Annotated in this window: 17 protein-coding genes; 5 read left to right on the plus strand and 12 right to left on the minus strand. The window is 33.7% G+C overall.

Annotation, left to right across the window (positions count from 1 at the left end; all coding sequences use genetic code 11):
• On the plus strand, positions 1-217 hold a 217-nt coding region (locus AVL50_RS33385; protein ID WP_172826871.1), incomplete at its 5' end, for a hypothetical protein.
• 186 nt (positions 218-403) lie between these two features.
• On the opposite strand, the gene AVL50_RS17485 is transcribed toward AVL50_RS33385, so the two are convergent.
• The 7 genes from AVL50_RS17485 to AVL50_RS17515 form a co-directional block, all read right to left on the minus strand.
• Positions 404-3,286 (minus strand): starch-binding protein, encoded by a 2,883-nt coding sequence (locus tag AVL50_RS17485; protein WP_172826872.1) that lies wholly within the window; start codon positions 3,284-3,286, stop codon positions 404-406.
• A gap of 781 nt (positions 3,287-4,067) precedes the next feature.
• Complete coding sequence (ahpC, locus tag AVL50_RS17490; RefSeq protein ID WP_062617787.1) at positions 4,068-4,631, minus strand: alkyl hydroperoxide reductase subunit C; 564 nt, start codon at positions 4,629-4,631, stop codon at positions 4,068-4,070.
• A 326-nt stretch (positions 4,632-4,957) separates the two neighbouring features.
• Positions 4,958-5,392 (minus strand): hypothetical protein, encoded by a 435-nt coding sequence (locus tag AVL50_RS17495; RefSeq protein WP_062617788.1) that lies wholly within the window; start codon positions 5,390-5,392, stop codon positions 4,958-4,960.
• A 196-nt stretch (positions 5,393-5,588) separates the two neighbouring features.
• Positions 5,589-6,110 carry a hypothetical protein gene (locus tag AVL50_RS17500; RefSeq protein ID WP_157491390.1) on the minus strand — a complete coding sequence of 174 codons (522 nt, stop codon included), beginning with the start codon at positions 6,108-6,110 and terminating at the stop codon, positions 5,589-5,591.
• Positions 6,111-6,206: 96 nt separating this feature from the next.
• Complete coding sequence (locus AVL50_RS17505; protein WP_082795889.1) at positions 6,207-7,859, minus strand: DUF4139 domain-containing protein; 1,653 nt, start codon at positions 7,857-7,859, stop codon at positions 6,207-6,209.
• Positions 7,860-8,132: 273 nt separating this feature from the next.
• Complete coding sequence (locus AVL50_RS17510; RefSeq protein WP_062617791.1) at positions 8,133-8,555, minus strand: hypothetical protein; 423 nt, start codon at positions 8,553-8,555, stop codon at positions 8,133-8,135.
• A gap of 267 nt (positions 8,556-8,822) precedes the next feature.
• Positions 8,823-9,746, minus strand: a complete 924-nt coding sequence (locus AVL50_RS17515; protein WP_062617792.1) for a LysR family transcriptional regulator — start codon at positions 9,744-9,746, stop codon at positions 8,823-8,825.
• Positions 9,747-9,894: 148 nt separating this feature from the next.
• Between AVL50_RS17515 and AVL50_RS17520 the strand changes: the two genes are divergently transcribed.
• Both AVL50_RS17520 and AVL50_RS17525 read left to right on the plus strand, forming a co-directional pair.
• Entirely contained in the window at positions 9,895-10,485 is a 591-nt protein-coding gene (locus AVL50_RS17520) for an NAD(P)H-dependent oxidoreductase (RefSeq protein ID WP_062617793.1), read from the plus strand.
• 259 nt (positions 10,486-10,744) lie between these two features.
• Complete coding sequence (locus tag AVL50_RS17525; protein ID WP_172826873.1) at positions 10,745-11,587, plus strand: sugar phosphate isomerase/epimerase; 843 nt, start codon at positions 10,745-10,747, stop codon at positions 11,585-11,587.
• Here the strand turns inward: AVL50_RS17525 and AVL50_RS17530 are convergent, their stop codons facing one another.
• From AVL50_RS17530 to AVL50_RS17545, 4 genes are all read right to left on the minus strand, one after another.
• Positions 11,588-12,313, minus strand: coding sequence for a porin family protein (locus AVL50_RS17530; RefSeq protein ID WP_062617795.1), 726 nt, complete (start codon positions 12,311-12,313; stop codon positions 11,588-11,590). It abuts the gene before it with no gap.
• Between the two features lie 176 nt (positions 12,314-12,489).
• The gene (locus AVL50_RS17535) at positions 12,490-13,395 is read right to left on the minus strand and encodes a hypothetical protein (RefSeq protein WP_157491391.1); all 906 of its coding nucleotides are present in this window, start codon (positions 13,393-13,395) and stop codon (positions 12,490-12,492) included.
• Positions 13,396-13,872: 477 nt separating this feature from the next.
• On the minus strand, positions 13,873-15,567 hold the full coding sequence (locus AVL50_RS17540; RefSeq protein WP_062617797.1) for a sodium:solute symporter family protein: 1,695 nt from the start codon (positions 15,565-15,567) through the stop codon (positions 13,873-13,875).
• 80 nt (positions 15,568-15,647) lie between these two features.
• Entirely contained in the window at positions 15,648-15,950 is a 303-nt protein-coding gene (locus tag AVL50_RS17545; protein ID WP_082795890.1) for a DUF4212 domain-containing protein, read from the minus strand.
• Between the two features lie 220 nt (positions 15,951-16,170).
• On the opposite strand from AVL50_RS17545, the gene AVL50_RS17550 reads away from it, so the two are divergent.
• Positions 16,171-17,376, plus strand: a complete 1,206-nt coding sequence (locus AVL50_RS17550; protein ID WP_062617798.1) for an exonuclease SbcCD subunit D C-terminal domain-containing protein — start codon at positions 16,171-16,173, stop codon at positions 17,374-17,376.
• Between the two features lie 273 nt (positions 17,377-17,649).
• Positions 17,650-19,227: a sulfatase gene (locus AVL50_RS17555; protein WP_062617799.1), complete on the plus strand. Its 1,578-nt coding sequence runs from the start codon at positions 17,650-17,652 to the stop codon at positions 19,225-19,227.
• 162 nt (positions 19,228-19,389) lie between these two features.
• Here the strand turns inward: AVL50_RS17555 and AVL50_RS17560 are convergent, their stop codons facing one another.
• The gene (locus tag AVL50_RS17560) at positions 19,390-21,045 is read right to left on the minus strand and encodes an alpha/beta hydrolase-fold protein (RefSeq protein ID WP_172826874.1); all 1,656 of its coding nucleotides are present in this window, start codon (positions 21,043-21,045) and stop codon (positions 19,390-19,392) included.
• Between the last annotated feature and the right edge of the window lie 31 nt (positions 21,046-21,076).

A 21,076-nucleotide genomic window follows, 5' to 3' on the forward strand; every position in this document is an offset into this window, starting at 1 on the left:
CCAAACGCCTGCTTTATATAATACCCCTCTATTAAAACAAGTGGATGGAAGAGATTATAATTTGATCGAATTACATACCTATAAGGATTTTTATAATTATGAATCAGATGAAAGTATGAAATTTCTTAGGGAGACTTATGGTTACTTAAGAGAAGCTATGTTGGAGTTGGAAAAAAAGGACATGATTCCACCTTTGGAAGAGCGTTTTCAATTGTGAATAAATATCTACAATTTTAAATAAAAAACACCTAAGGATTACAATAACCCTCAGGTGTTTGGTTTTGGAATGAAATTAAAACTATCCAGAGTTAAACACATGAAATAATTTTAATTCGTGTATCTCATTTTTATGATTCTCTGATCTCTAAAAATTTACCTTTAAAAAATATCAGATCGTCTTTGATTAATTAATGATAATCTTTTTTACATAGTTATTATCGCCTACACTCACTTTAATAAGGTATAGCCCTTTAGACAAATCTTTTACTGGAACGTTGATTTTATAATTACCATTTTCCAGCTTCTTGTGAATTGATGTCAATACTTTTTGACCGTTCAAGTCGAATGCTTCCATAGTAAAGGGTTGAGGGGCTGCAACACTCACATCTAATGTGAATAGATTGCTGACAATAGTTGGATATAACTTTAATTCTTCTTTTAAATTTAATGTTGATGAAAAGTTTCTACTGCTAGAAGACTCTGGATTTGATGCGTACCAAGTACCGTTTTTGTACCACCCTTCACCGCTTCTATTAAGATCAGGAGTTTGACCACCTGTATTGTTATGGAACAATAAGTTGCTTGATGATGCTCCTTCGATAGTGTAAACATACCACCCGTTGCCTTCATCGGTCATTAATTCACCGGGCCAGTTTGAGCTAGCACCATTTGATGCTCCCCAATAATGTATTCTAGTGCTGCTTCCCCAGCTTGATTTAAAGTGCACAGTTAATCCGCTTGCTGGTTGAGGTGCTTGATCTGACCATTGACCGTTTTCAAACCAACCGTCTTTATCTCTTGTTAAATCATCTGATTGATTACCATTTCCATCATGGAAAAGAAGATTTGTAGATTGTACTCCAGCAGGGAATTCATATACATACCAACCGCCTTCATTGGTCATCGTAGCGCCAGGCCAAGTAGTATTTGCAACACTTCCAGCAGGGAGTGCTCCCCAGTGATGAATAAGGTTATATCCTTTAACATAAACCTTGAAACCACCTCCCGTATTATTGTCTTCGTTGACTACAAATGATGAACTCGCTGTGGTGGATTTATTACCCGATGCGTCTTCTGCATAATATTGTACTGTTGCATCAGCTGTCAATGTGAAAGTTGCACTACCATAAGCTACTTGTGAAGGAGTACTTCCGTCTGTAGAATACACAATCTTAGGATTGCTATCTTCATTATCTGAAGCAGATAAAGTGACTGTCGCACTGCCTTCAAATGTACCACCGTCAGGAGATATTGACACTGTTGGTGCAATCAAATCTGGATCAACTGGCTGAGGTTCTGAAACCCACCCATTGTCATACCAGACATCACCACAAATATTCATTTCATCTTCTGTGACTTTAGCACCATCACATAGTAAAATCAAATTAGTACAGCTTCCTTCAATTGTATATTCATAGTAACCTTCATATTTAGAAGAAGCTTGCATGCTTTCGCCAGGCCAAGTTGTTGTCGCATTTCCATCCACAACGCCCCAGAAATAAATGGCAGGGTTACTACAGTTTGTTTTAAAATGGACTGTCATTGTTGAAGCTTCATTGAAAGTATATGTACCCTCAACAACTGATGAAGAACCATTTTCATTGATGGCTACAGCTTTAACTGTTTTTACATCGCCTGGCGCTCCACATACATTAATTGCACCTGAATAAATCATACTTGATGTATTAGGAGTAGAACCATCTGTAGTGTAATAGATTGTACCTTCAGTAGCTGTGAAAGTAACATTAGCACAACCACTTGAGTAATTGCCACTTGGCGTATTTAACGTTAACTCTGGAAGCGTAATCACAGTACCTTTATCCCAAATTGCATATCCAGGGCCAGAGACTTTTAAGTTCCATCCATTACCTGGCGACCAGTTTCCCCCACCAATTTTCATGGCAACTTTGTTGTCGATAATTGCCGCATAGTAAGAATTGTCGTTTTGACCTTCAACTTGAACATAACTTGTGTTTGTAATATTGTTCGCTTTACGGATAGCAATCATCTCTTTTAAGGCATCCTTAATTCCATAATCAAAGTAATGAGAATAGAACACTACAGGAATACCAGGGTGAGTTAAGATATAAGCATACCCTTGTAAAAGTTTTGAATTGTTTGAAGGGTCATTCGGGAATGAATTATTACCATATTCAGATCTTACAGGTTCTGTATCATGGTTTTCTAAGAAAGATACCGCTTGACTGCCGTGTGTTCCCAATAAACTTGGAAGGCCATTCAAGTAGTTGTAGTTGCCATTTACGGCGTCATGTAATGTATATTTTAGAGGAAAGTCAAATGCCGAAGAAGTATTTTGAGCTCCATTCAACCATCCTACAATTTCATCATAAGGTTTCCATTGTTCACCGATAGAGATATAAGGTGATGTTGCGTTGTTGTATTCTGCAAAATAATATGCATTGAATCCATGCACAAAGTCATATCTCCAACCGTCATATCCAACGTCATTTTTCAGCCAGTTCATCCATTTTTTGACCTCATCACGCACTGTAAAAGAATTGTGATTTAAGTCTCTTGCAGCTTCATACTGAGTACCGCTGTCATTGTCACCACAAGCGGCGCCCTTTTCAGTACTGTATTCACTCCAGTTTACCTCATCATCAGCACAGATTGACGAACATCCACCCAAAGAAGGTTCAGTGAAGTCAGCCCAACCTGTTGATCCAACTCTGTGGTTGATCACAATATCAGCAATAGCTTGAACATTATTATTTCCTAAATTAGAAATTAATGCTCTAAGTTCTGCCTCAGTACCATAGTTGGAATTTAAATCATACCATTTTCGTGGAAGATAACCTGCACGGTCAGCGGCATCCGATGGAGGTGGTAACCAAATTGCATCAAATCCTGCAGAAGAAATATCTCCTACTTTACTATTTAGATTTTGCCACCAATCTTTTTTGGTTGCATCAGCTGCTTCCCAATGGAAGCCTTGAAGAATGACATCATTTCTGCCTCCTTGTTGTGCAAAAAGACCGTAGTTTAGACATAGGGACGCAAGGATTGTAAGTACAACCGTACGCATTAAAAGTAATTGTGTTTTCATTTTCATTTCAAAAAATCAAGTTAATTTTCAGACCCATCAATTGGCTGTTAGCTGGTTGAGAGAGCCATAATTGAAATAGGTTGGTGCAATGTTACGGAAGATTACTTTTTGAGTCGTTCCATTAAATATTTTTAAGGTGCTGTAAGAATTTGTGACGTGCCATTATATGAAATGGCACTTTGTAACTGGTTGAAATTAAATTAATTGATGTTTTATTTGTCTCCTTGTTATCAATGCGTTCTTTTTGGTTGAAAAAGGGATAGAAGAAAGGTTGAAGTACTTGATGTTTTTATTTATGTGTATAATTTACTATTATTTTATTTGAAGGATAATATCAACGTTTCCCTTATAAAATGAAAATTGATTTTACACCTTATTATTGATCAAAAATTTTTCTTTGAAAATGTTGTAACCAAAGTTAGAAAAAACCTTCACTTGGAATAGGGTTTTTACTTTCAACTTTCCTTTTCTTAATTTTTGTCATAATTCAAAAACGAAGCAAAAAAGTCAAGGCTTAAAAATTAAAAGCTAAATTCCATTTCTTTCACCTCAATGATTTTAAACGCACATTATTCAAATAAAAAATGGAAAAATTTTCACTTCTAAAATATGTATTCCAAATATGTACTAAGAATGAATCTGGAGTAAATAATATAGCTCATATGTATATAGAGAAAGTACGAATTAAGTGTTTGGCAAGGTTGTTTTATAGGACAAAAAAATCCCGCCTTCTACTATCGTAAAAGACGGGACAAGAGTTAAGTTGGGGTGTATAATCTTTCTAGATTAAACCTACAAGGTCAATGCTAGGCTTTAAAGTTTCGTTTCCTTCTTTCCATTTTGCTGGGCAAACTTCAGAAGGGTTCGCAGCAACGAACTGTAAAGCTTTTAATTTTCTCAATAACTCTTCAGCGTTTCTTCCTACGTTACCTGCAACTACTTCGTAAGAAACGATTTCACCTTCAGGGTTTACGATAAACGTACCTCTTTCAGCTAAACCATCTTCTTCAATCATTACATCAAAACCTCTTGAAAGAACTCCTGTAGGATCTGCTAACATTGGGTAGTTGATTTTTTTGATTGTCTCAGAAGCATCGTGCCATGCTTTGTGAACAAAGTGAGTATCAGTAGACACAGAGTATACTTCAGTACCTGTAGCTTTGAATTCTTCGTATAAGTTAGCTAAGTCTTCTAATTCTGTAGGGCAAACGAAAGTGAAGTCTGCAGGGTAGAAAAAGAAAATTGACCATTTACCTAAAACGTCAGCTTTAGAAACTGCTTTAAATTCGTTGTTAGCGTACGCTTGTACGTTGAAGTCTACAATTTGTTTTCCGATTTGTGACATAGTAATATCTATATATAATTAAATAATTTTTCGTTTTCTGTATCAGTTTGTTTCTGATTACACTGCAAACATAACAGGCGAATGAAGATAAGGCAAAGTGATAAAATCTATGGCAGTATAGGATAAATTTATAGGGTAATATTGATTTTATTTATACTGTTAATTATCAGTAATATAAGTCTTTTGATTGTAGTTTTTTTAGACACCTAAGTGTGAATATTGAATTCCTTGAAATCGTAATGAAAAAAGTGTCTTGTTTTTCATTTGCCATCGTTATATAAAAGTGCGGTTAAACAGAGATAAAATTTTACAGTTGTTTGATTATATTATATTGATGGGTATTTCCTATCAATGATATTTTGTATTGAATCCATCGTAATTTCATTAATTGGCTTTATTTCTATTTTCTGATTGTGGTTGAATAGGTTAAAGAATAGATAGAATAATAGGAGGAGAGTTGTGATTAAAGCAATAATAAAAACGGGTTTATTTATTATCTGGTCATCATTGTAATTTGATATATCATAATTGGTTATCCCCTTTTTCTCATAATGATCAATTACATCAGGTACCAAAACATAAAAACTCCCGTCATCCGATAATTCAATTAAATCAAGCTCAATAAATGCTTGTAATAACTTGTCTGGCTGTTTGAGTTTTAAACCTTCTAAATTTACAAATTCGTCAGGATTGACGATACGTGTTTCCTTATTAATGAGAATATCAAGATTGATATCAATTAATAGATCAATGTTTTTCATTCAACATATTTTTGATAAAATACCAAGTTTAAAAAATCAAATAAGAACACTCCATGTAGTAATCTGCTTAGGTTCTTTATTTTAGATTTGAAATCTAAGAAAATTAAAATTGTTGCACAAAATATAAGCAAAAATGAATGCCTCATTTCTTACTATATTCTATGAAAGAAATAAGGCATTTAAATGTTAAAGAGGTTTAGTTATTATTTTCCGTTTTCAACTTTACTTCAATCATCTTTTGTTTAGGATTTTCCGGATCAGCAACTTTTTTAGTAGAGACGATTAGACTTTCGTCCAACCACAGTGGTTTTTCTTTATCAATGATTTTCCCATCAATTTTAAGCTTTAAATCAGGGTTTGTTTTTTTCTTTTTTGTGACCTTTTTCAATACTTCTTTATAGGAAAGTAAGTGATTGTTTCGATTGTAAAAAAGATAGACACCACCATATGGTTTTTCTTCTCTATTTACCTTTAATGAATCTACATAATTTAAATCAATAAAAACCTGTTCATTACTTGATACCCCTTTAGTACCTGTCAACTGATTGTTGATGTAGTAATTGGGAGCTTCTTTAATAGTGCTTGTGGCATTGCAATAATGTACATTATCTGTTTCCGATAGGTGAAATGTGTCTTTAGTTTTTATTGTTTCTTGAGAGAATGAATAAGATGACAAAAGAAAAAAGGAGATAAATAATGATAGAATTCTAGTTTGCATAAAAGTTAAATTTTATTCTTAGTTAATAACAAAATATATGCTGTAGGTTAAACTAATTAGATAATCAACCTACAGCAATTTTATCGATTTTTGAACCTAATTGATATCTAAAGGCTCAAATCCTTTTGTAGGATATTCCACTTCATATTGAAGGATTAATTCTTTGGTTTTGGAAGCTTCTAGGTCAAGTTCCCATTTGACTTCTCCATTTTCCTTATTCAAACGACCTTTACTCAATTCTAATGGAGTCACAATCACTTGATCATTAATTGAAACAGGAATTTGATCCAGTACCTCAATATTGATCTTCGATGACTTGTTATTTTTTACAGTAATTTTCCAAACTCTATTGGTACGTTTTTTATTACTAAACGAACGTTTTTTCTCCATTTCATAAGCTCTTTCTCTTTTTACGACGATGCTCTCATCAATGCCCAAAGAGATGTCCAATGTATCTGTAGATTGACTTGACTGAAGGTATGTTTTACCCACAAACTGATTTTCAAAATAGATATTGGCATTGCCAGGAATGAAATTGTATTTACCCCAATCCGTAATTTTTCCAACTAAGAATACATCTGTGTTGAGTTTCGGAATAGCCCTGTAAGAATAAAGGGCTTCAATTTTTTCATTTTTCAACGAGATTTCCTTTTCTCTTGTACCATCTTTAATGGTGTATTTTTGAGGTATTTTGTAAGTGAATTGTGTTTGAAAAGAAGTACTTTCAATATTCCAACCAGAATAAATGGCGATATCATCAACGTATTCTTCTTCTTCAATTTCATCACTGCCTCCCCAGTCATCACTTTCGTATTCATTGACCATTTTCCTTTTTTGTGGAGCCATCTGTACACCTGCCATTTTACCTTGAAGCATATTATAATTGTTTCTGTTGGCTGAAACTAAATTAAGGTAGAGAGGTTCAAGGTAGGGTAATGTATTATCTTTTGAAGGATTTCCCGAAGCAATGCTGATATTAATATCTTTCCAATCAATACCTGTATTTTGATAGATATTAGCTTTAAAAACAACATCAAAAGGAGAATTAATATCTTTGGCCAGAACATCATAAGTTGGGTTCCATCCTACATTATTTACAATGTATTTTAAAAGACATTTTACACTTTGCTCTTTTTCTGACTGAACAGTGACCAACACATCTTTAAAATAGGTCTTATGTTTTTTTCTAATCTTATTGGCCTCTTCTTGCAGCTTCTTGATCTCCTCATTAAGCACTTTGATTTCGTTTTTATAGGTACTTTTTTCCTTTTCTACCTGAAGTCTTTTATCATGAAAGAAGGCCAACGCACTTTTCAGTTCTGTAATATTGAGGTTGTTGGAGTTGATGGTTTTGTTGGCTTCCAATAGCTCCAAATCCTTATTTAAGATTTCTAGATAAGTATCTTTTTCTTTGATTTTCTCTTTGATGGAATTGATCTGATCTATCAATTTTTGATACTCTTTATTATCCTTTAGCAAGACGTTATTTTGTTGATAATCGATAGATAAAACTCTAACATCCTTTGCTTGAAACTGAATTGTATTGGTAAATAAATGAGAGGAAAGCCCTTTAAAAACGATAGTGGATTTTCCATTTGGGATGATGACAGTAGCTTTTCTTTCTACACTAGCTGAATTGGTGTAAACTGTAGCATTATTTACGGTGGTTTTTACTTCTATTTGTGTATTTGCCAATGTGAATAACGGCAGGCATAAAATGATAAATAGAGCAGTGATGTTTTTTCTCATAAGACTAAGTATAGTTATTGATTATTTTAATTTGACCGAGTATTGTTCCTACTTATAGACATTTGAAGTGTGAAATAGGAGGTAACAGAAATAGTTATTTAAAGATTAATAACATTTAATACACTAGCTTAATAGTCAAAAAATGGGCCATGAAGATCTATAAATTGTTTGTTCTTCAGCTTTTAAAAAAGTCCGTTCGTAAAAAAAGGACTAGGTATTCACCTAATCCTTCTTCTAACGATATGCGTTATCTATTTCTAAAGCCTGTAAAGATTACTTTGCAGCTGCCATATTCTGTTCAATGATGTTGATTTTTGTTTTCTCAACAGGTAATGTTACAGTAATTTCATAACGAGCTTCATAAGAATATGACTCACGGTCACAGTCTTTTAAGTCAATATCAAATTCTTGGATTAATGGAAGTGCTGCTTTTGATGCTTCTGCCTCTGCATATAATTCAAATTCAGGCTTAGCCACTACATGCACTTTCATGATTCCCCTTTTATGATTGTATGAGTAAGTATAAACAATATCATCAAAATTATCTTTATCAATATCTGTACCTACTGCATTAGAAACGAATGCTCTTCTTTCTTTTACATAATGTAATGAACCTGCTTCAGTTTCTATTGTTTGAGCCTGTAATGAAAATAATGTTCCTAAAAATAATAGCGATGTTATGATTAAATTTTTCATGATTTTTTAAAAGGTTTTTTTTGTAATAATTTTAATCATATCAACGGTAAAGGTTGAGGTAAGGTGCTGATTATTAGGTTTAGTTAAGTAAACGCTTGGTAATAAAATTGTCATTTACTCAATCAATTTTTTGATTATCAATTTTATGATTAATGGGTAAATCAAAATTATCTTTATATGCACTGTGTACTTTTAAGTTTTTGTAATTGAAAATAATATGTAATTCTAAATAGATATTTTGTTTTTAAAATGTGTATTTTTTTTGACCTAAAATTTGATTTGATGGATGTTATCAAATTTTTCTGTAAAAATGCGTTCAATATACTGCAATTCCTTTTTAAATTTTAAATCAGAACGGGATGCAAAATATAACGTATTATCCGTGCTTACTTTTCCTTCCCATACCAATTTGATCTTTCCATCTCTTATATCTTCCTTGCATAAGAAGTCAGGTACCAAGGCCATTCCATCTGCTTGATATAAACATCGAATAATAGAAGAAATATTAGGTAGAATATAATTGGGTTTAAAAGCCGGTTTCTTTCCTAAGTTCTCAAACCAAAACCTTCTGAAATGCTCCATCTCATTGGAAGCACTGTACCATGTTTTCTGTTGCAGTAGTTCTTCGAGTGCTTTCCATTTTTTTTCTTTGATCAAAGTCTCCGCCTCAGAGGTATCCACATTATTACCAGCAATTAGAATAATTCTCTCTTTAGAAAAAGGGATGTAGGTGATTTGTTGATTTTTAGTATCAGGAGTTTTAGGAGTAATGACCAAGTCCAGTAATCCATTGTTGAGGTCCTTGATGAGATCGATATGACTTCCAAACTTGGCAATTAGATCAAATTCCAATTGAGGTACTTTTTGCTCCAAAACCAATTGAAACATTTCAGAACACATACCAATATGCAAAGAAGGTTTACGGTCTTGAGAAGTTCTTCTGAAATGTTGCTCAGCCTTTTCCAGTTTTTCAATTGAACCAATAATATATTCATATAGGAATTTTCCTTCCTCCGTAGGAATCATTTTTCTTGACGTTCTTTCAAATAGTTTTTTACCAATATAAGATTCCAATGCATTGAGGTGTACACTTACTCCAGGTTGTGAGGAATACAAGGCATTGGCCGCCTTTGTCAATGTTCCATTTTCATAAACTTCTTTGAAAGTTCTATACCATTCTAAGTTAACCATATCTCTATCTATTAAAATATTAATACAAAGGTATAAAATGTATTATTTTTATGATAGTATGTCAACTTTTACTTTTGTACTTGTCAAGCCGATAGGGTATTAAATCATCCTAAAGTCTTACAACATATTATCATCAAAAAAAGAAAACATGAAAAATATATTTATTATCAACGCTGCACACCCTTTTGCACATTCCGGAGGTAGATTTAATAAAACGTTATTAGAGTTTACAACCAATTATTATTCAGAAAAAGAAGATATTGAAGTTAGAACCACACAAATAGGGGATGAATATGATCCAATGAAAGAAGTAGAAAATTTCAAATGGGCCGATATAGTGATTTATCATGTACCAATTTGGTGGTTCCAAGTTCCTAACGGTTTCAAAGAATATATTGATCAGGTATTTACTGCAGGTCACCAAAACGGCATTTACAAGCATGATGGGAGAAGTCGTAAAAATCCTGAAATCAACTATGGAACAGGAGGCATGTTACACGGTACAAAATACATATTAACTACGAGCTGGAATGCACCTCACACAGCGTTTACAATGGAGAATGAGTTCTTCCAGCAAAAAAGTGTAGACGAAGGTGTAATGTTTGGCTTCCACAGAATGAATGCATTTACAGGAATGGAACTAATAGACACGCATCACTTCTATGATATGGAAAAGAATGCTGACGTTCCCAAAGAGTTAGAGAAGTATAATACATTTTTGGAGCAATTGGCATTATAATTTAAAGAAATCAGCTCATAACGGGCTGATTTTTTTTGTCCTTTTAAAATAGTACTACGGCAATACTACTTCAAGATTTTCTTTTTTTTTGATTCAGCAGAAAAATGCTTCAAATTGTATAGGATTTGCTACAACATTGACAGTACTATTGGTCTCTATATTCTAATTTTATTGTATGGATATCACTAGACGAACCACTCTTAAAATGGTATTAAAATCTGCCCTTGGGCTGGCATTATTTCCAAATACATTTTATACAATGAACAAACAAACTTTATACACTGACAATCTAGGTTTACAACTATGGACTTTGAGAAATGAAATTGAAAAGGATCCTGAAGCTACGTTAATCAAAGTAGCTGACTTAGGGTATAAACAGTTGGAAGGAATGAGTTTGCCTCAAGTAATGGCGCTTAAAGAAATAGCATCAAATATTGGTTTATCCTTTCAAAGTTCATTTTTTCAGTGGACGTACTTGACTCAAAATTGGGAGTTAGCGCACCAAAAAGGAGTACGTAAGATCAATAATATCAATAGTTTTGAGGACTTGGTTGAATTGGCTTATCAACAAGGATTGACACACCTTACTTTCGGATATATTTTTGAAGAGGAGAGGGGAGTGGAAAATTATAAAAAATGGGCTGATGCACTTAATAAAGCAGGGGAACAATGTAAAGAAGCGGGAATTACACTGTCTTATCATCATCATGGTTTTGAATTTGAAGAGCACAATGGTACAACAATTTTTGAAATTCTATTCAACCGTTTGGAAAGCGATCTTGTAAAATTCGAATTGGATACTTTCTGGTTGAAAATTGCGGGAATAGATCCTCTTCAAATGCTTCATAAATTGAAAGGACAAGTGAGTTTCCTTCACCTTAAAGACCTGAAGAGCAATAAAAAAATATATTTTAATGATCAAATTGTACCCCATAATTTATTTGTTCCATTAGGGAAGGGTGTGATTGATTTTCCATCTATTCTTACTGAAGCTAAAAACCAGAATATTAAAACCTGTTATGTGGAGCAAGATTATGCAGATGCACCTTTTACAAGCTTGAAGGAAAGTATAGAATGGTTAAAAAAGAATGAGTTGAAGTAATTATTCATTGCTTTTTGATTGCGTTTCGATAAAAGGTATTGTTATAATAAATTGTAATAGATCTGCTCTTGAAGAAACCGAGGCCTCATTACTGGCTACATTTGATAAACCTAAAACATATCTCAAACGCAAGTCAATGCCTTTTCCCTCTCGTACTTTTCCAAAGCTTTTCACTACCTCAAAAGCCCAATTATAATTCACTGTTTTGAAGGAGTTTTTTATATCTTGATTGATGGTAGCTTCATTCCCATTTTTGAGATCTAACTCTGTAATTTCAGTTGCTCTATTAAGGAAAGAAAATTGAGGACCAGTGCTGAAATGCCAACTGTCGGATACAGAGTAACGGACCAATATTGGGACATCAAAATATCGAATATTCCATGAGGTGTTTTTTTCGGCAATTAAAGAATCAGCAAATTCTGGGACAGGTAATATCTTAGGTGTATTTCTTCTGCTTCGGTCACTAATCATTTTAAATTCAGCCACCAATTGAAACTTATCAGAAATTTTGGTGTGTGTGCCCAAACCAAAGTTAAACCCTACCTTTACATCACCTGGAGCATTTTCATAAAAAGTTGTATTTGCTCCAGCATCCAAACTCAAATGAAATTTTTCAGAAGCCACTTTATCTCCAAAAATTAAAACCAGAATGGCTGCTTGTCCTTGGCATATAGAAGACTTAATAATAAAAAAAAGGAGTAGTGTAGTTATTTTCAGGAGTTGCATCAGCTATTATTTACTCAGATAAATATTAATACAAACTATATTTTATTGTTAGTTCGTGAAAACAAATTAAAGAAAAGAGATTTGGTAACCTAAACTAACTTGTAAGTAAAGCATAAAAAGTTTTCAGAAATATCAATTGATAGTTGAGAATAAGGACAAAGTAGTATTGAAATTTACTATGAAATAAAATGAATAATTAGTTTTTTAAAAAGGTCAATAATGGAATATTGAGTAAGAAGAAGTGGCATATAAGGAATAGCACTGATGACCACTGTAATGAAAAAGAAGTTTGAATTGATGGGGATTAATTTCAAAGACTGATTTGAAGCATAACTTCCATTTATATCTGAAAGTGATGAGTTATCCATACTGCCGAGCAACTTATCTTCTTCCTTTTTATGGTAGATCCACTTATCAAAATAAGCCCTATTATGTTCTCGAAGAAGTTGTCCGAATTTGAGTATACCTTCAGTTTTAGCTTTGAACATTTTATTTACAAAAAAAGTAAGTGGAATATAGTTGAGGAAAGGAAAAAAGAGGGTGTAAAAGATAATTTGTACAGTCAGAGACTTTAGGGTAGTTCCTTCATACACTATTTCTAACCCCATATGTGTAGAAATGATGGCAGAAATGAGAAAAGATAAAAAGCTAAATAAAAAGGGAATAAGATTGATAAACTCTAAGCCACCCATGCCATCAGCGTGAACAGGGTCAATTTTGAGTTTTAAAAAACTAACTTTAAGAAGCATCCAAAACCAAATAACCCATCTGAATATCCATCTGAAGATAAGAAGTTGAAAAAAGGGAAGTGATATGAATAAATAATACCATCCAATGAAATTAATTTCCTTTGTGTCATCATTGAAAAAGTAACTTTTGTTAGCGTTATTGATCACATCCTCCCAAAAGAGAATAATTAAAGAATAAAATAACACGTAAAAGATTATTTCCGCTACATTATTTTTTGTGATATACGAAATGTTACGCAATACTTTTTCAAACTTTTCCTTTTCACTTTCTGCAATGATATTTTGGGTTTGCTCTAAAAATTGATTAAATGGTTTGTCTACTTTTTTTTCCATCAACATGATTATTGGGATCAATAGTAAAAACCGAATATGAAACTCAAAATCATTAAAAACAGTCACAGAAGAATTTGTGTTGATAAAAAATGAACTGATTGTTATCGGGAGCCACACGATGATAATAAGTAAGATTATTTTCAGCCCCTTGCTTTTTACTGGTTTTAATAAATAAGAAAGTGTTCCAGAATCAGAAAAAGAAATATTCATTTTGAATTAGTTTAAAGTAAAAATGCAATAGCTTATAATTCTTAAAGTAAGTGTATTAATTGATATTTGACAATCTAAGAATGAGAAAAACATTATCGTTTTTCAAAAAAGAAAAGATATATAAACAGCCTCATAGTCTATGACTACAAGGCTCAATTTTAATACATTGTAATTATCCCCATACAAAAAGAAGTGTTTTGGAGTAAACTATTTAAATGTAGTACTGTAGGAGCCGTGGATTTTCTATAATTTGATCTTATCGTTTATTTAATGCTCTAGAACTTCCTTAGAAGCACCTTTCGGATAACGGATACTTTCCACCATTTCTACTACGTCTTTTGGAGGTGGAGCGGTAAATTGAACAATCACCAATGCGGTAACCACATTGATCAACATGGCTATGGTTCCAAAACCTTCAGGGGAAATTCCAAACCACCATTCAGATGGTGTTGTTGCTCCAAAAAGTTGAAATTTGTACCTTAAAATGTATAAAATCATACTTCCTAATCCAGTAATCATTCCAGCAATAGCACCTTCTTTATTCATCTTTTTATAGAAAATACCTAAAATTATGGCAGGGAAGAAAGAAGCAGCGGCCAAACCGAAAGCCAATGCGACAACTGCAGCCACAAAACCTGGAGGGTTGATACCAAAATAGCCAGCAACGATGACTGCAAATGCAGAAGAAATTCTCGCAGCTAAAAGCTCTCCTTTTTCACTGATGTCTGGCATCCATTGTTTCTTTAAGAGATCGTGGGAAACGGAAGCTGAAATGACCAATAATAAACCCGCCGCTGTGGAAAGAGCAGCAGCCAAAGCTCCAGCAGCAACTAAAGCAATCACCCAATTGGGCAATTGAGCAATTTCTGGGTTGGCCAATACAATAATATCACGATCAATGGTCAATTCGTTGGCGTTAGCATCTGCTAAATACTGAATTTTACCGTCTTGATTTTTATCTTCAAAAGCAATCAGGCCCGTCGTTTCCCATTTTTGGAACCACTCCGGCATACTTGCATATTCTTTATTGCTTACGGTCTCTATCAAATTCACTCTAGCAAAAGCGGCAATTGCAGGGGCAGTGGTATAAAGTATGGCGATAAATGCCAATGCATATCCAGCTGATGAACGTGCATCTTTTACTCTAGGTACTGTAAAAAAACGTACAATTACATGAGGAAGCCCTGCGGTTCCTAACATCAAAGCAGCAGTAATGCAAAATACATCTATCATGGATTTTTGCCCTTCTGTATATTGATTGAAACCTAATTCGAATGAAAGTTGATCGAGTTTATCTAATAAATAAGTATCACTTCCAGTTAGTGTATCTCCAAACCCTAATTGTGGAATGGGGTTATTGGTCAGTTGAATTGAGATAAAAATGGCAGGGACCATAAAGGCGAAAATCAAGATGCAATACTGAGCGACTTGTGTGTAAGTAATGCCTTTCATACCACCCATCACGGCATAAATAAAAACCAACGCCATTCCTATAATCACTCCTGTATTAATGTCCACTTCTAGGAAACGGGAAAAAACGACACCCACTCCTCTCATTTGCCCTGCAACATAAGTAAATGAAACAATCAAAGCGGCAAACACAGCAATTGTTCTAGCTTTTTGAGAGTAATAACGGTCACCAATAAAATCGGGCACCGTAAACTTACCAAATTTACGTAGGTAAGGGGCTAAAAGTAAGGCCAGTAACACATAACCTCCAGTCCATCCCATAAGGTAAACTCCTCCGTCATATCCCATAAATGAGATCAATCCAGCCATACTAATAAAGGATGCGGCTGACATCCAATCGGCCGCGGTAGCCATTCCATTGGCCAAAGGAGATACGCCTCCTCCTGCAACATAAAACTCTTTTGTAGATCCAGCTCTTGACCAAACTGCGATCCCGATATATATCAAAAAGGTGAAGCCTACTATAATGTAGGTCCAAGTTTGTACGTCCATGATTAAAGTTGGTGATGTGTGTAATATTGTATGAAGTGAAACTCACTTTAAAAAGTGAAATAATTGGATTTAGCAATGAGCTAGTCTTCCAAGTGATGACTTTTATCCAATCTGTTCATCAAAAAAATGTAAATAATAATAAGCACACAGAAGATGTAAATACTCCCTTGCTGTGCAAACCAAAAACCAAGTTTAAAGCCTCCCATTGTGATTTTATTGAGAGTATCCTTAAAAAGAATCCCTGCTCCAAAAGAGGTGACAAACCAAATACTCAATAAAATCCCAAGGTATTTCAGGTTGGTTTTCCAATAATGTTTTTTTGCTTCAGAAGAGGAAGTAGTAGAAGTTTGAGACCTTTCCGTTTTCTCTATTTGTTTTTGCATAGTGAGTAGTAGTTCTTAAAGTTTGAGAAAAAAGTTACCAATAAGTTAGTGGTTTCCAATTGATGTTTAAAGTTTTACACCAAAATTTTATCCGATGTAAGGCCAGTCCATTCTTTCTCTACAAAAAATAGGAATAAATAGGTGTAATTCCATTCAAAAATAAATTTTCATTTTGCTTAATTTATATTGATCTTCACAGAAATTTGACCGTTTAAAAAAGATGAAAATACTACATACAGCAGACCTTCATATTGGCAACCGCTTGCATGAACAATCACAAGCAGAGGAACAGCAGATGACTTTGGATTGGATGGTGGACCTTGTTCAAAAAGAAGAGGTTGATGTAGTATTGGTTTCAGGAGATGTATTTGATACTGCCCAGCCTTCAGGTCAAAGCCTCAAGATGTATTACAAGTTCTTAACCGATTTGGTGAGAACAAATTGTAAGAAGGTAGTCATTACGGGAGGCAATCATGATGGTGCCTCTGTCTTGAATGCGCCCAAGGAACTATTGTCATTTTTGGATGTGACCGTTGTTGGGAAAATTTCTGACAATCCAGCAGAAGAAGTTTTTGAATTTGACATCAATGGAGAAAAAGTAGTAATTGCTGCTGTTCCATTTTTAAGAGATCAAGATATCCGAAAAGCAACAAGTGGACAACATTTTGAAAATATTGGAGACCGTTTTAAAGAAGCTTTAATTGAACATTATCAAGAAGTAGGAAAAGTCTGTGAAGAAAAATCAGATGATCAAACCCTTGTTATTGGTATGGGGCACCTTTTCGCCATTGGAGGGGAGACTTCGACTTCTGAAAGTGAAAGAAATGTATATGTTGGTGGATTAGGAGATATTGGAGCAGATGATTTCCCAAAAATATTCGATTATATAGCTTTAGGCCATTTGCATAGGGCTCAAAAGGTGAAATATGATCAAATACGTTATTCAGGATCTCCTTATATATTGAGCTTTAGTGAGATTCATCACAAAAAAGAAGTGGTGATTTTATCTTCTGAAAATAAAAAATTTACCCTTGAGCATGTAAGTGTCCCTGTATTTAGAACCATCAAGAAAATCAAAACTAATTTAGAGGACTGCTTGCTTCAATTAACATCAATGGCTTCCTTAAACCATCAATTGACGCCTTGGGTAGAAGTGGTGATTACGCATTCAAAACCTGGAGACAATCCTATTTATGATATTTACAAGCATATCGAAGAATTGAATATTGAGGTTTTAAAAATTGGAATTCATAAGGAGTTAGAACATAAAAAAATAGAGCGTGTGCCATTGAAGGAGCTGGAAAACCTTACGCCCGAGGAAACATTTTTAGAACTCTGCCAGTTGAGAAATTTGAACCTAGAGGAAGATCCTAAAATGAAAGATGCCTTTTATGAAATTTATAATAAGGTAAAAGAGAGAACTTAGTATTAGTTATTGCACTTTCAGATTCTTGAGATATTTTTTTATGAAAAGCTTGTAGAAACACGGAGACGTTATTCTCTTATTAAAGACTTCTACTTTAACGTATAAACACCCTTTCAGCATCTTTTTATTCAAAAAAACACCTTCAAAAGGGGGAGAAACAGTGCTTATTTAAGATGGATTTTCTTTATTAGACAAAATAATGACATCACTACTAAAGGGCATCTGCTACATTGCACACAATGAAATGATATAGCAATAAAAAGATTTTTTATAATGAAAGTTCTACCATTTTTTACAGCCTTATTTTTAATTCCGTTTTTAATGAGTGCACAGGAGAAGAAGCCTAACATATTATATATTATGTCAGACGATCATACTTCTCAAGCCATTGGCGTTTATGGAAGCAGACTAAAGGAATTGAACCCAACACCAAATTTGGATAAACTAGCCAATGAAGGTGTTTTACTGACTAATACTTTTTGTACGAATTCAATTTGTACACCCTCAAGAGCTACAATTCTTACAGGACAATATAGTCAGACCAACGGTGTGTTAGATTTGGAAGGACGTATTGCTTCAGATCAACAATATCTTCCAAAAGAAATAAAGAAACTAGGTTATCAAACGGCAATTGTAGGAAAATGGCATTTGAAAGAGGAACCTGGCGCTTTTGATTATTACAAAGTTTTACCAGTTCAAGGAAAGTATTTTGATCCCGTTTTCAGAGAAAGAGGAGATAAGGCATGGCCTAAAAATACGGTGAAGTACAAAGGACACAGTTCTGATATTGTCACGAACATCAGTATTGAATGGTTAGACAAAGGATGGAACAAAGAACAACCGTTTTTCTTAATGCACCACTTCAAAGCACCTCATGATTTCTTCGAGTTTGCTCCTCGCTATAAAGATTATTTAGAAGATGTTGAAATTCCTGAGCCTGCTAGTTTATATGATAATGGTAACAATGGATCAATTGCTACTTATGGTGAAAATGGAGAGCTGAGAAACTACATCGGTTCATCTATCTCAAAGCGTAATAAGACAAGAGATATGGGTAGAGATTTAAAAATTGATCAATCATTGAGCGACAAAGAATATACGCACGCTTCTTACCAAGAGTATTTGAAACGCTATTTGAGATGTGTGAAAGGAGTGGATGATAACATCAAAAGATTATTAGATCACTTAGAGGAAATTGGAGAGTTGGATAATACTATTATTGTCTACACTTCAGACCAAGGTATGATGTTGGGTGAGCACGATTACCAAGACAAGAGATGGATGTATGAGGAATCAATGAGAATGCCTTTCATTGCTCATTTCCCTAAAAATTTCAAGAAAGGAATCAAGGTTGATGCTATTATTAATAATACAGATTTTGCTCCAACATTGATTGATTTAGCAGGTGGAAAAACACCAAAGTACATGCATGGTGAGTCTTTCAAATCTATTTTGGAGACAGGGAAAGAACCAAAGAAATGGAGAAAAAGTACGTATTATCGTTATTGGATGCACATGGCACACAAGCACGGTAATCCAGCACACTTTGGTGTAAGAACAAAAGATTACAAATTGATTTTCTTCTACTCTAGACATTTCGATCCAAACAAAAATCCTAATGTTTGGGGCGCAGATTATAACTTCGAAGGACCAATTGCTTGGGAATTCTACGATCTTTCAAAAGATCCTCATGAAATGAACAATGCTTACGATGATCCTCAATATTCGAAAGTAATTGCTGACTTGAAAAAAGAGATTAAGAAGTTGAGAAAGAAATATAATGAAGAGGATGATAAGTATCCTAAAATTCAGAAAATCATTGACGAACATTGGGACGATAAAGCATTATAATTCAACGGATAAAAGCCTGCAACCATAGAGTTGTAGTTGTTGAATGACGAAAGGAATTTATTCCCTGTAGTAGAATGCACCCAATACTTGAGTATGTAACATACTGTAAATGATAAATGAAATTAGCTCCAAGATTCTTGGAGTTAATTTTTTTTGTATTACTTATTGAATATCTGTTAATTCTTTCTTGTCAAAATAACGATTCTCATAATAATTTTTCTGACAATACTTGAAATATTTCTCGTATTCATCAAATGAAATATTCTGTTCTTTTACTGTTTTGATAATGGTGTAGTTGAATTCCAATTTGAACTCAGGCCATTTTTTCTTCGCTTTTTCAATGAATTCAATGAACTCATTCGTCTTGCTCAATTTGCTGACAAAGAAGTCTTTATACTGATGATTAAGGTTGGCATAGAAGATAAATTTGTCATTTTGATCATTACTTTCCAACATTTGATACAGGTATTTCAACGCTCTATCATCTTGATCATATTCTTCTGAATAATAGAATAACAATTGAAGCTGAAATACTTTTGATTGCTCTATTTCATCTAACAATTTATTGAAGACCAAGGTGTTTTTTTGATCTCTTGCTTGATTTAATAAATAACTTACATCAAACCCAATTGGAGTATTAATTCCATATTTGTTTGAAATTGTAGTACTATATGCATCTTCAAATTGCTTATAACTGAAGGCATCATTATACGTTTGAGCAATCAATGCATCATAGTTTTTAAAATCTCTGAATATAAATTTCACTGCATCCAATAAACTTGAATAAGGCAATGCAATGTGATCAGCGTTGTATTTTTTGGCTACAATATTTCCACTCTGCGTGATTTCCGCAAGGTATGGTCCAAAAACATTAAACTCATTATCTTTACTTCCATAGCCTAAGAAATAATCCTTTTCTGCTTTTTTGTTTTTGTAGAAGTTTTGCTGAAAATAGTTTTCAAAATCATTGACAGAAAGTGCAATGATACCGTCAAAGACCTCATTGTCTTTCAAATACACGTTGGTCACAAAGTGAGCGGCGTCAGAGTGGCCTATAAGGGTGTTATGGTTTGACACCGAGTAGTTTTTATTGATAAATGGAACAATTTCTTCCTTGATGATCTTATAAAACTTTTCGCCTTCTGCCGTAAATTGATCTATAGATGATTGTTTATGGCTTCCCCAGTTAGGGCGAAGGTCTCTCGATCGGTCAACATTGTCAATACCCACAACAATACATTCAGGTATAATATTACTGTTTTGATCTGCATTGGCTTGAAGAATGGAAACGGTAGATATTGATAAATCAAACAAAGCTTCACCGTCTAAAATATAGATTACAGGATATTTTTTTGACGCATCATATTTCTTGGGAAGAAATATTCTCAATGGCCTTTCTTCATCTGGATAGTATTTTGATGTAATGTATTCAACATCATATTTAAGGGCAAATTTCCCATTGGTCATCTTCTCATCAGACCATCTTTCTATTTCATAATGAAGTTGCTTTGAATACTTAGTAACGGTAATATTACTATACATATCAATATCTTCTACAAAACCTTCAGAATCCCAGTTGCCCCTTGTGAATTTAAAGGTTGCAGGGTAGGAAAGCTCAAGCTGTATTTCTCTTTTATGATCAGAAACCTTTACCATTTTGATTTTTTTAGGATCCCATTTACCTAGGTTTTTTTGATCTCCAGTGATATATACCTCGTCTGTAGCGTTGGGTACAGTCACAGTAATTGACGTGATAGATTGTCCCAATACCCAAAAAGGCATAAAGAGAGTAATTGTAAGTAAAATAATTTTTTTCATTTTCATGGATTTAATGAAGTTGTAAAAATAG

Origin of the sequence: Flammeovirga sp. SJP92 (assembly GCF_001583495.1) — a bacterium.
In the GTDB taxonomy this organism is placed as follows: domain Bacteria; phylum Bacteroidota; class Bacteroidia; order Cytophagales; family Flammeovirgaceae; genus Flammeovirga.